At 46.2% G+C, this 14,852-nt stretch carries 9 protein-coding genes; 3 read left to right on the top strand and 6 right to left on the bottom strand.

Annotated elements, in window-relative coordinates; genetic code table 11:
* Nucleotides 1-257 precede the first annotated feature (257 nt).
* From DDR33_RS12535 to rpmA, 3 genes are all read left to right on the top strand, one after another.
* Entirely contained in the window at nt 258-1,481 is a 1,224-nt protein-coding gene (locus DDR33_RS12535) for an MFS transporter (RefSeq protein WP_202913730.1), read from the top strand.
* 70 nt (nt 1,482-1,551) lie between these two features.
* A complete protein-coding gene (gene rplU / locus DDR33_RS12530) occupies nt 1,552-1,863 on the top strand; it encodes a 50S ribosomal protein L21 (RefSeq protein ID WP_109416133.1) in 312 nt (103 codons plus the stop codon).
* Between the two features lie 70 nt (nt 1,864-1,933).
* Nucleotides 1,934-2,218, top strand: a complete 285-nt coding sequence (gene rpmA, locus DDR33_RS12525) for a 50S ribosomal protein L27 (protein ID WP_109416132.1) — start codon at nt 1,934-1,936, stop codon at nt 2,216-2,218.
* Between the two features lie 93 nt (nt 2,219-2,311).
* On the opposite strand, the gene DDR33_RS12520 is transcribed toward rpmA, so the two are convergent.
* The 6 genes from DDR33_RS12520 to DDR33_RS25850 all read right to left on the bottom strand — a co-directional run bounded on the left by DDR33_RS12520 (nt 2,312) and on the right by DDR33_RS25850 (nt 14,836).
* Entirely contained in the window at nt 2,312-3,286 is a 975-nt protein-coding gene (locus tag DDR33_RS12520; RefSeq protein ID WP_109416131.1) for a polyprenyl synthetase family protein, read from the bottom strand.
* Nucleotides 3,287-3,350: 64 nt separating this feature from the next.
* Nucleotides 3,351-5,513 carry a ribonuclease R gene (gene rnr, locus DDR33_RS12515; RefSeq protein WP_109416130.1) on the bottom strand — a complete coding sequence of 721 codons (2,163 nt, stop codon included), beginning with the start codon at nt 5,511-5,513 and terminating at the stop codon, nt 3,351-3,353.
* A gap of 85 nt (nt 5,514-5,598) precedes the next feature.
* Nucleotides 5,599-6,312: a 3'-5' exonuclease gene (locus tag DDR33_RS12510; RefSeq protein ID WP_109416129.1), complete on the bottom strand. Its 714-nt coding sequence runs from the start codon at nt 6,310-6,312 to the stop codon at nt 5,599-5,601.
* Nucleotides 6,313-6,330: 18 nt separating this feature from the next.
* Nucleotides 6,331-8,736, bottom strand: coding sequence for a penicillin-binding protein 1C (gene pbpC, locus DDR33_RS12505; protein ID WP_109416128.1), 2,406 nt, complete (start codon nt 8,734-8,736; stop codon nt 6,331-6,333).
* A 5-nt stretch (nt 8,737-8,741) separates the two neighbouring features.
* Complete coding sequence (locus tag DDR33_RS12500; RefSeq protein WP_109416127.1) at nt 8,742-14,321, bottom strand: alpha-2-macroglobulin family protein; 5,580 nt, start codon at nt 14,319-14,321, stop codon at nt 8,742-8,744.
* Nucleotides 14,322-14,431: 110 nt separating this feature from the next.
* Nucleotides 14,432-14,836, bottom strand: coding sequence for a hypothetical protein (locus DDR33_RS25850; RefSeq protein WP_109416126.1), 405 nt, complete (start codon nt 14,834-14,836; stop codon nt 14,432-14,434).
* Nucleotides 14,837-14,852 lie beyond the last annotated feature (16 nt).

The following is a 14,852-nucleotide window of genomic DNA, read 5'->3' as shown; positions in this document are numbered from 1 at the left end:
GATGTATAGTAGATAAGAATAACTATGCCATAAAGATGTATTCTGTGTAACTTATTGTAATACAGTTGTTTGTTGTGGTTTGTCGGATTCGAACTTCCTTTTTTAATGTAGAAAGTACCAACACTGTGTCGAATAGTTGTTCTCTTTATCTAGCTTTCTTTGATCTTAAGGCTTGGTGAGTCACCGCTTTACAATCTGTTTTAAAATTACCTTGTTATGAAACTAAATAATTTGCAATTATCTAAGTTTGCCGGCCGATGAAAAACACTCCAGAAGAACAAAGCTCTGAAATTTCAAAACCAAAGCTTACAAAATTAAATTTGTGGCTTATGGCGTCGGCTTCGGGGCTTGTAGTTGCAAACAATTATTATAACCAGCCCCTTCTCGGGAAAATAGCACAAACTTTTCAGATCTCCGAGGCGCGGGCTTCTTCTGTTGCCATGCTTACCCAGATCGGATATGCTGTCGGGTTATTGTTTATCATACCGCTTGGAGATATGATGAGACGAAAACGCTTGATCCTGATTGATTTCGTCCTGATCCTTTTAGCGCTTTTACTTGCGTCTTTTGCTCCCGGTATTCACGTATTAATGTTCGCGAGTTTTCTTATAGGGGTAACATCTGTTGTCCCCCAGCTATTTGTGCCGATGGCAGCACACCTTGCTGATGCCGGAGAACGTGGCAAGGCAATTGGTACGGTTATGAGCGGCTTACTTATAGGGATCCTCTGCTCCCGGACGATCAGCGGTGTGGTGGGAGAACACTTAGGATGGCGTGCCATGTTTATGATCGCGGCTGTTATCATGGTTATTTTATGGTTTGCTTTGTGGTTATTGCTTCCCGAAGTACATCCGGAATATAAAGGCTCATACAAACAGCTGATGCTGTCGCTTGTTAAATACATCAGGACAGAACCGGCTCTCCGGATCGCATCTGTTAGAGGTGCACTTAGCTTCGCGGGCTTCGGGGCGTTCTGGACCACCCTTGTTTTTTTATTGAACGGTCCTCCGTTTTACCAGGGGAGTGATATTGCGGGGGCCTTCGGCCTTATAGGGGCAGGAGGTGCGCTTGCTGCTTCAGTAGTGGGCAGGATCAGCGATAGAATGGATAAAACAAAACTTATTACCATTACCCTGGTCATGATTGTGCTGTCATGGGTGATCTTCGGGATTTCTTCTGCCAGTATAGCCGGCCTTATAATCGGCGTCATTCTTCTTGACCTGGGGCTGCAATCTACCCATATTGCTAATCAGACGATCATCTTTGCCCTCCATCCGGAAGCGAGAAACCGCCTGAATACCGTATACATGGTTTCTTATTTTATAGGCGGGGCGTCGGGAACTTTTTTTGCCGGTCTTGCCTGGACAAACTGGAAATGGCTGGGTGTAACAGGCGTTGGACTGAGCGTGAGTTTACTTGCTTTACTGGTCCATTTATTCCCGCTGGTTACAAATCGGAAAACCCGCGGACATAATTCCTGAAACGCTTGTTTGTTCGGGAAAATTGTCTATATTTGCACCTCATTTTATAAAAATTATTAAATAACTAACAATGTACGCAATAGTAAATATAGCCGGACAGCAATTCAAGGTTGCAAAAGACCAGTATATCTTTGTACACCGCTTACAGGGAGATGAAGGCGCTAGTATTGAATTTGACAATGTATTGTTAGCTGCGGACGGTAGTAATATCAAAGTAGGTGCTGATGCACTGAACGGAGCTAAAGTTTCGGCTAAGATCGTGTCTCATTTAAAGGGTGACAAGGTAATCGTTTTCAAGAAAAAACGCCGTAAAGGTTACAAGAAAAGAAACGGTCACCGTCAGCAGTTCACTAAAATTGAAATTACCGGAATCTCTCTCTAAGATATCCCCGGCAAAGAAAAAGAGTATTAACCTGAATTGATTTTTAATTAGTTCAAAAAGATAAAAAAAGATGGCACATAAGAAAGGTGTTGGTAGTTCCAAGAACGGTCGCGAGTCGCATAGTAAACGTTTAGGTATCAAAATTTTCGGTGGTCAGAATGCGATTGCAGGAAACATCATCGTACGTCAGCGTGGCACTAAACACCATCCTGATAAGAATGTTGGCCTTGGTAAGGATCATACATTATTCGCTTTGGTAGACGGACAAGTAGTGTTCAGAAAGAAAGCAGATAACAAGTCGTATGTATCTATCGTTCCTGTTGCTACAGAAGCTGCTCCTGCTGTAACTGAATAAACAGAGAATATAAAACATAAAAAAAGCGCCGTTTTCGTAAATGGCGCTTTTTTTATGCTTCAATTTTTATCCGGCACCCGCCGGCGGTTTATGCTAATTCTCCCTGATCAGTAGTTGATCAGCAAATCCTCTCAAAACCAGTTTCCTTTCGGAAGGGACATTGATCTTTTCCAGGTGGGAAAGCGCCTGTTCCGCAAAATGGCTCATTTCCTTTTCAGCAAGTTGTCTTACGCCCAAACGATTATAGATATCTGTTACGGATTTTATTTTGGCTTCAGTTTCCGGATCTTCTGAGTTCAGCCAGTAATGGAGTTCCTCAGCATCCAGTCCCTCAGCAATTTCAAGAGCTTTGATAAGAAGGAAGGTTTTTTTATTGGAAATAATATCTCCGCCTACTTGCTTGCCAAACTTTTCAGGATCTCCGTAAATGTCCAGGATATCATCCTGTAGCTGGAATGCAATACCCAGGTTTTCACCGAACTTATAGAGATAAGAAGAAAACTGATCGTCGGCATTGCCAATTAACGCCCCTATTTTTAAACTGCATCCCAGAAGGACCGCCGTTTTTAAGCGGATCATTTCGATGTAGTCGGGGATAGTCACGCTATCAGAGACCTCGAAATTCATATCGGTCTGCTGGCCTTCGCATACGCCGGACGCCGTCTCGCTGAAGATATCCAGAACTTTGCGGAGTATTGTATCGTCAACAAGAGTGATCAGTTTATAGGCCTCTACCAGCATCACGTCGCCCGACAGGATGGCAACGTTTTCATTCCATTTAGTATGCACTGTTTGCCTTCCCCTGCGCAATGGAGCACGATCCATAATATCGTCGTGCATAAGCGTGAAATTATGGAACATCTCTATGCCCAGCGCAGGCTGAAGAGCTTTAATAACGCTGCCTTCAAACAAATCGCAGGCCATCAGTACCAGCGCCGGGCGCATCCGTTTGCCTCCCAGCGACATGATGTATTGAATCGGGTCATAAAGTTCGGACGGAGATAACGGATAATGTTTTTCTGCAATCTCTTTATTAATTAAATCCTGTAGTTGCTCTGGTGTGTACATAATGTGATGGCGAAAATAAGAAAAAATGCTTGTTGGCTTTCATCTGCCTGATTTAACCCGCGCCTTAATTTCCGTTAGGATTATTTGACGGCCTGGGAGATGATACCAGCGTAAAGTCAATCTGACGCTTTCCGAGATCTACTTTTTTAACCAGGATCCTTACTTCATCACCCAACTGATATATTTTCTTTTTTCGCTGGCCTATGATACAATAGTTTTTCTCATCCAGCACATAGAAGTCGTCGGTTATGTCACGCAGGCGAACCATTCCCTCACATTTATTTTCAACGATCTCGACATACATGCCCCATTCTGTAACACCTGAAATAATCCCGTCATACTCTCTGCCGATATTCTCTTCCAGGTATTCAGCCTGCTTATACTTCACGGATGCCCGTTCAGCATCGGCAGCTTTCTTTTCCATCTGGGAGGCGTGAAGACATATTTTCTCATATTCTTCTTCATTTACCGATTTGCCCCCTTCCAGGTAAAGCTCCAGCAGTCTGTGCGCCATCACATCCGGGTAGCGGCGGATCGGAGAAGTGAAATGGGTATAATAGTCAAACGCCAGGCCATAGTGGCTTGACTTTTTTGTGGTATAAATGGCTTTTGCCATCGAACGGATTGCCAGGTGCGTCAGCACGTTCTGTTCTTTTTTTCCTTCGACATCTTCCATCAGGAAGTTCAGCGAGCGTGCAATTTCCTTGTCCGATTTGGTGTTGATCTTATAGCCGAATCTTGCAGCGAACTGCGCGAAGCCGAGCAGCGTTTCCTGGTTGGGCGCGTCGTGAGATCGGTATACAAACGTGAGCTTTTTCTTGCCCCGTCCTTTCTTAGCCACAAACTCTGCCACTTTCCGGTTTGCCAGGAGCATAAAATCTTCGATCAGCTTATGTGCATCTTTTCTCTCTTTTACATACACACCGACAGGCTTTCCCGCTTCGTCCAGCTTAAATTTAACTTCAGTAGTTTCAAAACTGATCGCCCCCTGTTTAAATTTACGTTCCCTCAGCTTATAAGCTAATTGATTCAGAATGTCAATTTCTGATTTTAACTCGTGTGAATTTCCTTCAATAACCTCCTGGGCCTCTTCATATGAAAAGCGCCTGTCGGAGTGTATGATAGTTTTTCCGAACCACTGCTCGGCAATATTTGCATCTTTATCAAGTTCAAACACCGCTGAGAAACATAGTTTATCCTCCTTCGGACGAAGTGAACATACCCCATTCGACAGGCGTTCAGGAAGCATCGGGATCACACGATCAACCAGATAAACTGAAGTACCCCTGTCGAAAGCTTCTTTGTCAAGCGGCGTCCCGGGTGACACGTAATGTGAAACATCCGCGATATGCACCCCAACCTCATAATTGCCATTTTCAAGATGCCTGAATGAAATAGCATCATCAAAGTCCTTTGCATCAGCCGGGTCGATGGTGAATGTGAGAACGTTCCGTAAGTCACGGCGTTTGCCGATCTCATCCTCGCTAATTACCTCCGGAATTGCATTTGCTTCCTGCTCAACCTCATCGGGGAATTGCAGCGGAAATCCATATTCCGCAAGGATCGCGTTCATTTCTGTGTTGTTCTCTCCCTGTACACCCAGCACACGGCTTATTGTACCGATCGGGTTCTTTGCTCCCTCCGGCCAGTCAGTAATTTTCGCAATGGCCTTCTCTCCGTGTTTTGCACCATTCAGCTCTTCAAGCGGAATAAAGATGTCGTGAAGCATTTTGCGGTCGTCCGGAATAAAAAAGGCAAATTTTTCAGACACTTTGATAATGCCCGTGAACTCCATTTTTGCCCTCTTTATAATTTCTATGACTTCGCCTTCTTTACGGCGTCCCTTGCTTTTAGCAAAAACATACACTTTTACTTTATCGCCATTGAGGGCCGTACGCAATTTTCGGGGCGCTACATAAATGTCTTCTTCAAACTCGTCATCGGGTACTATAAAAGCGGATCCGTCGCTTGTTAATGAAACAGTTCCAGTGAGAAGGGTTTTCAGGTCTTTAAGCTGAAACTTGCCGCGTTCAACCTCCTTAAACAGGCCTTTTTTGCTCTCGTCCTGAAGAACATGCAGAATGGTCTCTTTTGATTCCGGGTCGTTGAGGTTCAGTTTCGCCGCAATCTGTTTATAATTTAAGGGCGTGTTGCCGCTTCGTTCAAATATGTCGCTTATAAGCTGGTTAAATACTATTAGGATATGTCCTGATTTTCTTTTTGTCATGAAAAGAATTTTTTAAATAATGAATATAACAGCCGAAGTCAAAGGATGTTAACTTTTTTTGTTATTTGTTGCGTTGATCCCGCTGTTAGTTTACTATGATGATATCTTCTTCTTTGATCGGGGGATGTTCTTTAAATTTCAATAAGATCTTAGCGGTGGTGATTACATCCTTCTGGCAGTATGTTTTTATTCGTTCAATATCACGGTCCTGCCAGTAAACTCTGTATACATCGCTTCCGTTGATGTCATCTTTTGGTGTCGGGATGTTAAATATTGCGGCAAGAAGGTTAAGAGACGTATAGCTTTTAAAGTCTCCGAATTTCCAAAGATCCATCGTGTCAATGTGGTTTATTTCCCAGGGCTTCTTTCCGCTTATCCTGAGCTGGGACGGAATGCAAAGCTCATTGATCAGTGTTCTGCGGCAAAGGTAAGGAAAATCAAATTCCCGCCCGTTATGCGCGCACAAGCTCAGGCTAGCTGGTTGTTTGTCGAGGAGGGAGATAAACTCCCCCAGAATGGCACATTCATTATCACCTGCAAACGATTTAACCCGAAGCCCGGTACGATCGCCATTTTTGGTAAAGATACCCACAGAGATGCAGATGATCTTCCCGAACTCGGCCATAATTCCGGCTCTTGGATAAAATTCTCCGGGCGTTTCTCCTTCTTTGCGCTGGGCCCGCGTTTTCTTGTCCCACAGCTCTCTGAAAATCTCAGGCACCTCATCAAAATCAGCATATTGAGGAACGGTCTCAATATCCAGCACCATGACCTGTTGAAGATCGATATTTTCAAGCATATACTACAAACATACGTATTAATTCTTTTCCTTATCAAGTATGGTAAACGTTTGTTCAAGCCGGTTTCCTTCCTGGTCCACTATCGTGATATGATGGGTGCCGGCGGAAGGATTAAGGGCAATCTGATGGGGAGAGCGGGTTGAACCGGCATACTGGTTATCAAGATGCCAGTAAATAATTTCGGAAGATCTCCTGTGTGCAGCATTAAAAATAACCTGCCCGCGTCTGCCGTCGAGTTCGAGCGGAACGTAAATGCGGGCCTTGTTTTTGGGATAGATCATTTCCATGGCTGCCAGCGAAGTTTCCCTTTCTCCGCCACAACCGGAGAGAAAGGGCGGGAGAGGTTTGTAACTGTAATTTTTCGTTTTGTAATAAAACTCCATAGCAGGAGGCAAGACGAACCAGGATCTGTGTACCATATCCGAGACCGGCACACAATCGTCTGTAACCTGCCATTTTTCCGACTTATCCAGGTGGATGAGTTTATTATACGGGCAGACAGGCGCCTTAAGGGAGGCGGCCGGAAGCCACATATCTTTTTGTGAATTACAGAGATCTGAAGCCCGGAAACCGCTTTCGGTGCAGACCTTTATTTTAACCAGTTCCTTTCTCGGCATGGTAAACCACTTTCCCGGCGGATCCGGAAGAGATCTGAAGATATCAAATAACACCGGCGCAGCCGCGTCAACTCCGGTAAGTCCGGGTCTGCCTTCACCGTCCGCATTGCCTGCCCACACGGCCACCAGGTAATCCGGCGTAAGTCCTATAGCCCAGGCGTCGCGGAACCCAAAGCTTGTGCCTGTCTTCCATGCAACCTTCTGAGATGATTCAAACCGTTGCCATAACTGCTCTTCTCCCGGACGCATCACCTCATTCATGGCTTCAAATGTGTACCACACTGCCGCGCGGCTTAACTGGTATCCCTCATCCGTTTTCTTTTGCGGATCACCTTCCTCCCGCGCATTCAGGTAGGAGGGACGTTCCCACTGGATCCCTCCCGTATCGCCGGCCTGGTTTAAAAACCTGGCCATACTGGCATAGATCCCCGAAAGCTCCCACATATTTACTTCACATCCCCCTAATATGAGCGAAAGTCCATAAAAATCTGAAGGACGGATTAAGGTCGATATGCCCGTATTTTTGAGCATATCATAAAAACGCCCGTATTTGTACTGCTGAAGCATTCTCACAGCCGGTACGTTCAGCGACCTGGCCAGTGCTTTTGAAGCGGGTACAGCTCCATCATAGCCGAGGTCGTAATTGTTTGGCTGGTAGCCGGCTATCTGCGTCGGAATGTCGGGAACCAGACTGTTAGGCAGCAGCATTCCTTCATTAAGCATGGCAGCGAACAGGATTGGCTTCAGGGTACTGCCGGGACTTCTTTTTGCCTGGATCACATCTACATGACTTTCCAGTTCTGCGTTTTGCGGCTCATAGATATTGCCGGTATAAGCCAGTACCTTATTTGATTTAATATCAATTACCAGTGCTGCCATATTGTTAACTCCGTTGGCAGCAAGTCTTTGGTGGTGATTAGCGAGTATGGAGTTCACCCTTTCCTGGAGCTGAAGCCTGATACTGCTTTTTACCCGGGCATTTTTTATCCGCTTAGCTGCAAGATCTTTTCTGGCCAGCGCCAGCAGATGAGGTGCGTATTGGGGTAAAGTAACGGGCTTTTCCGGTACAGGTTCAAGTTTCGCCAGTTCTGTTTCTGACTGGTCTAAAACCCCTTCGCTTTTCAGGACATCGAGAAGCCTGTTTCGTTTTGCAAGGAGTATCGCCCGGTTTTTTCCCGGATGCACAAGAGAGGGAGCATTGGGAAGCACTGCCAGGGCAGCAGTTTCGCCCCAGGAGAGTTTGTCCGGGCTTCTTCCAAAATATCGCCATGATGCAGCCTCAAGTCCCACGACGTTACTGCCAAAAGGTGCGTTAGCGGCATAGAGCCCAATGATCTCATCTTTTGAGCAGCCAAGTTCCAGACGTAATGCCCTGATCCCTTCCGCCAGCTTATTGAACAGCGTTCGCCGTTTCCCGGTGGCCAGCCTGATCACCTGCATGGTAATCGTACTTCCCCCGCTTATTGTTTTCCCTGCTTTCAGGTTCTGTCTGAATGCCCGTGCTACCGACAAAAGATCAACCCCCGGGTGGTAAAAGAAACGTTTGTCTTCAAATGCCGTGATGCATTTAACAAATTTGTCGGGAATCGTGTCCCCTGCGGGGAATCTCCACTGCCCGTCTGCTGCAATGGATGCACTCAGCAGTTCCCCCCTGTAATCTTCCACAATCACCGAAGACGGGGAATTAAACAGGGGAGAGGGAAGACAAAAGAAGAATGCGGTCATGGCGGCGGCAAAAAGTACCGCCATGATCTTTTTCTTCAGTGATAACTCTTTAATCCATCGAATTATCTTTTTGTCTCCCATTACTTCTATTTAACCTGCACTACCTCTACCCACTTACCTTCAGCCGAAGCATTTATACTGCTGTCGTACATGGCTTCACAGTAAACCGGAGGCAAATAAAAACGTCCCGGATAAGATGCATTCAGCAGGACAAAGTACGTTACTTCTTTCCCTTCATCAAGGCTGAAGTAGGTATTTACCCTGTCATCCCTTATATCCCGGTAGTCTGCCGGCGACCCATACTGGCTCTCCTGATCCATCAGCCTCGTATTGATGATTTCCCAGCCTGAGGGGAATATTTGGGTTAGGGCCATGTTCACATATTTTCCGCGCTTCCCGGGGTTATGAATATTCACCTGGGCAATAAAATCTGTCCCCTGAGGCAAACTGGAAGGATCTATAATGTGCCCTTTCATGTTAAAATATCCAACCCGCAGATTCAATATATCGGGATCCGCATGTGCCTGCGTTTCCTGTCCCATTCCCGGCTTACCCTGGGTGATCAGCCGGACGAACAGCCGGTTTTTACCTTTATTCAGGATGTTGGCAGTATTGGAAGAACCATTCAGTATAGCCGGAAGCTGCCACAGATAGGAGTTGCCGCCGATATTTCCGCTGCTGGCGTTAAACTTATAAGCAAACTGTAGTTTTGAACCCGATGTATTAGTGCCGCAGTATTTTGAAACAGCGATGAGGGCGTATGCGGTTGACTGTGTGCTGTACCAGGATTCTTTGGAAAGCCTGTTTGAGATTGAACGCAGAAGTGCATAAGCCTGCTGACGTTTTCCCAGCAGGGTAAGCGTCTCAAGGATCATGGCTTCATCCCTTAATTCGGAACCAAAGGTACCGAAAGACTGGTTGTACGGCTTAATTGTCAGCGGCAGGCCTTGAATAAGAGATGCCGCTGTTTCCGGTTGACCCGCTATACGGTAGGCCGCTGCCAGACGCCATTTCGCAGCGGGTGACAGGTATTTGAATTCGCGTAACCTGTTCATAGCGCCCAGCTCAGGTGAGCGGCTGAGGGCCAGCAGATAAAGCCGGTATGCCTGCAGCAGATCGCCTCCATAAAAATTAGTGCTTGAAGGGGCCCATGAAACGGCCTTTGCCCGTTGAAATTTCTGCCACTGAGGCAGGAAGGCAGGCGGAAGAGTATATCCCTTAGCTTCTGCTTCTATCATGAAATGGCCTGCGTAGTTGGTGCTCCATTCGTCTGCTTCTCCTGTTCCGGGCCAGTAGGCCATCCCGCCCTCAGGTAACTGGAATCCCTGGAGCCGCTGGATACCCGCTTTAATATTCCTTGCTATCTCAGCCTTTCGTTTATCTGAAAGGTCAGACAGTGAAGTGAGGTATAGCTGAGGAAAAACAGATGAGGTGACTTGTTCTACACACCCATGAGGATAGGAAATCAAATAGCTTAGCCTCTGCTGCAGATTGAGTGGCGGAATAGATGAAACCTCCAGTGACGCGGTATTGCTCCCTGCCGTTCCGAATGCCCTGAAGGCAGTAGTCCATGCTTTGCCGGGATCGACTACAGCTTCGCTGACACGTGTAATGACCGGATTCGGATTCCTGACATTGAGTTCCACATCATACTGCGAAGTTTCTTTGCCGCTCTGTGCGATCACTTTTACTTTTCCGATCCCCTGAAAGTCTTTTGTTTTAAGGTCAAAGTACACCATCTGCTCTCCGGGCTTACTAAATGTCACAGATGTCGTATTAGCCGGATAGGTAAAGGCATTTGATATTACCTTTACATTAACCTTCTTTACAGACGGATCGAGGCCGAAGACCGTGACGGGCAACCGGATCTGCTCACCGGGTGCAAGTACCCTCGGAAGGGTTGCCAGCACCATTAAAGGTTTTTTCACCGTGACGGCCTTTTCTGCGTAGCCATAAGCCCCGTTTTCCCCGGCTATCACCATTGTTCTGACAGATCCGATATATTGTGGCAGCGTAAACTGGTGTGTTTTCTTTTCTCCTCCTGCGATCCTGAACGGTCCAAGGAATTTTACCACAGGCTTAAAGCGGTTGGCTGTCGGGTTTTTATTGCCCTTTCCTGTTTGCCGGTCTCCGCCGATGCTTAAGATCCTTTGCAGTTCACCGCCATAAGCACCTAACACAAAATCGAACAAGTCCCAGGTCTTAACTCCCAGGCTTTCCCGCGCGTAAAAAGCGGCATGAGGGTCGGGAGTGGCAAATCCGGTGATATCCAGCAAACCTTCATCAACCACCGCAATGGTATAGGTCATCGGTTTCCCTGATGCCTCCGAAATGGTAACGGCAGACTGTGTCTCCGGTCGTATGCTTGCGGGCATCGTGATCACCGGTTTTAGTTGTGTTTCAGGATCTTCTACTTCAATGGGAATAACGCCGTACATCCTGATCGGAAGGTCGTTCACTGTTTGAGAATGAGGCTGGAGCAATGTGACGTTCACGAAGACGTTGGGACTCATCTCCTTCGTTATCTTAAATTTATATTGAGTTTGTCCCTTTTTAGTATCGGTCCACCAGGTGCTCAGTACCCTGCTTCCGTTTTCTATGCTGATCAGTGCCCTGCCTTGATTGGCAGTCGGAATAGTCAGCACTGCTTCTTCACCAACTTTGAATTTCTCCTTGTTTGCCGTGAATGAAAGCATGGCAGCTTCTGTGGGATTCCCGTTTTGCAGGCGCTCAGACCAGTTAGGCCAGTCAATATAAACGATCCTGCCGGTAGCATGTCCTGTTTTCGGATCGCGTATCCTGATCAGAAAGCGGCCCCAATCGGGCTGATTAACACGCAAATTCCACTTACCCTTCCCGTTAACCAGCCTGACAACAGAAGTGCCGACAAGCTTGTTATATTCGTCCTGCGTAAAGTTGCTGACTGAGTTTTCATCTTCATCCCACCACCAGCGCCACTGGATCTTATACAGTTCAACCTCTACATCCTGGATTCCTACGGATGCATTGCCGTAGGGGTCGACCGATACAATATCAACCGGGTGATCCTTATCTGTAACAAGCATCCCTGAAAGGCCATTCCCTTCCGGTGTACGGATTCCCAGGTAAGAAGGGTAGGGGCTGTAAGGCATAGATTGAGTACGGATAGAGAAATTCCCTCCGGGCTCGAACACTTTAACCATAAATGTCGCGTTCAGCATACCCGGAGCTGCCTGTTCCGTTGTAATGCCCGGAGTAAAGGAAGCTTTACCGTCTTCATTCAGGTTGCCGTCGAATATATTCTGCAATTGCGAATTGAATGGCCTGGTCGGATCATCAAATGAGTATCCTTCATATTTTGGGAAACTGGTTTTTTCTGCACTTAGGAATGCATCTACTTTGGTCTTAAGACTTCTTGCCGGGCCTCCAAACAGCCATTCCGATCCAAGCTGTCCCTGTACATTATCGCCTTTTACAAGCAGCTTCCTGTTTGCAAAAGAAAGGTTGATCTTCAGCCTGTTGGGCATAATCGTCTCAATCCTGATCCTCTTTTCGAATACTGCTCCCCCGGCTTTTACTTTTGCACGCCAGTTCCCGGTAGGGGAGTTCGGCTCTGTAGCTGTTTTGAAGGTATAAAAACCATTGGTTCCCTGTCGGTTATTGATTCTCTTGTAAAGCTGACCTTCAGGAGTATAGAGCTCAAGGCTGACAGGATGCCCCGCGGGAAGCTTATTTGCCCTGTCATCAAGGATGAAGCTAAGGAAGATAGAATCACCGGGCCTCCATACGCCTCTTTCTCCGTAAATGAATCCTTTGAGGCCCTTCTGAACCTGTTCACCACCTGTGTTGAAGCGGCTTAGAGGGAGTGAACTGCCATCGTCGAGTTTAAGATATGCCCGTTCATCTCCTTTTTTTGCAACCAGCAGGAAGGGTTTCCGCTTCAGGGTAACCTGTGCCAGCCCTTCTCCGTCCGACTCCGCATGTCCTATAATTTGCTGCTGATAATCCAGGAACTGGAGATCCACTCCTTCCATGGCTTCGGCCGTCAGGATATTGGTAACAGCAACCGTGATGTTATTCTGGCTTCCGCTTTTAGCAATAAGACCGATATTAGAGGCCAGCACATTTCTCGCAGCCCATCTTTCCCGGTTATAGTAAGAGTTACTGCAGGGATCTTCCCGCTCATTCCAGTTATATCCGTAAGGATAATAGTTATCATACCTGCTCCAGAACTCGTCGTCTTCATCTATCTTCATGCCATAGTATTCCCGTTCTTCATCGTTCTGCTCGTCACTGAGCGCGCCTGCCTGGCCTTTACATGAATAAACTGAATAAGACGGCCTGAAGCCTATCATAATCCGGTAGATCGCTCCGGGTTCTGTTCTCAGCAGTTTATCGATGTCCAGCATGAAGCGTGTTTTCTTATGCAGGTTCACACTTTTATCTTCGTCAAGCCGGATAGTTACCTGCTTTACTGGTTTTGCAACCTGACGGAGCGAAATTTCGCCGTCCAGAGAGTTTTCCTGGAGGTATTGAGGAATATTATTTCCATATATTTTAATGATCGAAACGTCGACTGCTTTTAAATTTACCGCTTCAAACGGCATCATCAGTTTACCCGAATGGGGGAGGATAACTCCCTTTCCCGGAATTGTCACGGATGGAAGCCGGTTTTCGAAGAACACGTTCCCGTTGTAGGTATGGGAAAGCTTTTTTCCTGAGATATTCTCAATTCCTTCATTTACAAAGACTCCAAAATTTCCTTCCAGGCGTACTGCCGGGTACAGCTTCACTTCACTTCCCTGGATGGTATAGGCGGGCATTTCTGAATTTGTAATTCCCAGAAGTCCGTTTAATTCCTGCCCTACCCGGACGGGTTCCGAGAATTGTACAAGGACGTACTGCTCGTTATCCTGTACCGCTCTCACATCCAAAACTTTAAAATCGCCTAAAGCGGGAATGGTATATGTTTTTTTTCCACTCCTGTCAATGTCAAGAACATCACCGTTCCAGCTTACCGACATTTCTTTTGGAGCTTTTTCCTTACCGATATTGTCAATAGTGAATTCGTGCTTCCTGGTGGTGTTATCATGTTGCCAGGTGACCTTGATATTACCGGTACCACTGACGTTCAAAAGCTTTTCAATCTTCGGATTATCTTCTGCATCGGCAGTAATAACAGTGCCCGTGAGCTTCATTTTATCAACCGAGGTATTGGTTGACGACCTTAGTCCGGCAAATACCACCTCAAAATCAGGTTTGATGGTTTGAAAATCGAACTCAAAATCCTCCAGGTTGTCGCTTACCTCTAAGATTTTATCCAGCCTGAGGGTAGCTGTGTATTTGGTGTCGGGTTCAAGGTCTCCGTCAGGACGGAATTCGAGTGTGCGTGAGTCAGTCCAATATGCCTTTCCCTTCAGTGATGGAGAGAACGACAATATATCACCTTCTATTGGCTTGCCTGTCGCATACGTGTTTTGTACATCGTTCGCCAGCCGGATCTTTATTGCACTTTCTTTGGAGATCACACCACTGGTGAAACTCTCAAGGTATTTGCTGTATTCAGCATAATTCCTTTTCTCAGAGTGTTTTAGTCTCCAATAGCTGATCCCGGCTATGAGAAGAACAACGATGAAAGCCGATAAAATCGTTAACTGCTTTCTGGTAAAGGGTTTATAAGCAGGCATATAAAAGATTTTCGTGAATTTATGAAGAATTCTATTCACAAAGAAGAAATTGTATTCTTACCGGGAAATCTTTTTCGGAAGATCGTGAATAACAATTTGTTTGTGATGAATTATTTGATCATTACTCCCGGCTTGTTTACTACCGGAATTCTGATGATGTTTGATTCGACAATGCTTTCAGGCAGAAAAATAAACTTCTTGTCGTAGATAGTTTCTCCTATATAATAGCTGAGCCAGTATTCATTGGTTAACCCGAACACCTGTTCATCGATCGCCTCAATCAGCGCGTACTCCCGGCTGTCCACATTTCCTATTGAATGTCTTAAAGTTGAAGTTTTTACTTCCTTTCCGTCCTTCAGCCCATATCCTCTTGACGAAACCAGAACCGTTTCTATCGGTTCATTTTTCAAATTGACCAGATACACGTTCCAATCTTTAACTTCAGGGCTTTCTTTTTCAAGAACCACCGCGATGGCGACGTCTTCCACTATGTTTTCAGGTAAGTCTTTTTTCATGGGATGTGTTTTTAGG

The organism is Pararcticibacter amylolyticus (genome assembly GCF_003130405.1).
GTDB classification, from domain to species: domain Bacteria; phylum Bacteroidota; class Bacteroidia; order Sphingobacteriales; family Sphingobacteriaceae; genus Arcticibacter; species Arcticibacter amylolyticus.
This window is presented reverse-complemented; position numbering and strand designations above follow the sequence as displayed.

Coding starts and splice junctions, on each gene's coding strand:
- DDR33_RS12535 (WP_202913730.1), top strand. CDS start 258: ATGAAAAACACTCCAGAAGAACAAAGCTCTGAAATTTCAAAACCAAAG.
- rplU (WP_109416133.1), top strand. CDS start 1,552: ATGTACGCAATAGTAAATATAGCCGGACAGCAATTCAAGGTTGCAAAA.
- rpmA (WP_109416132.1), top strand. CDS start 1,934: ATGGCACATAAGAAAGGTGTTGGTAGTTCCAAGAACGGTCGCGAGTCG.
- DDR33_RS12520 (WP_109416131.1), bottom strand. CDS start 3,286: ATGTACACACCAGAGCAACTACAGGATTTAATTAATAAAGAGATTGCA.
- rnr (WP_109416130.1), bottom strand. CDS start 5,513: ATGACAAAAAGAAAATCAGGACATATCCTAATAGTATTTAACCAGCTT.
- DDR33_RS12510 (WP_109416129.1), bottom strand. CDS start 6,312: ATGCTTGAAAATATCGATCTTCAACAGGTCATGGTGCTGGATATTGAG.
- pbpC (WP_109416128.1), bottom strand. CDS start 8,736: ATGGGAGACAAAAAGATAATTCGATGGATTAAAGAGTTATCACTGAAG.
- DDR33_RS12500 (WP_109416127.1), bottom strand. CDS start 14,321: ATGCCTGCTTATAAACCCTTTACCAGAAAGCAGTTAACGATTTTATCG.
- DDR33_RS25850 (WP_109416126.1), bottom strand. CDS start 14,836: ATGAAAAAAGACTTACCTGAAAACATAGTGGAAGACGTCGCCATCGCG.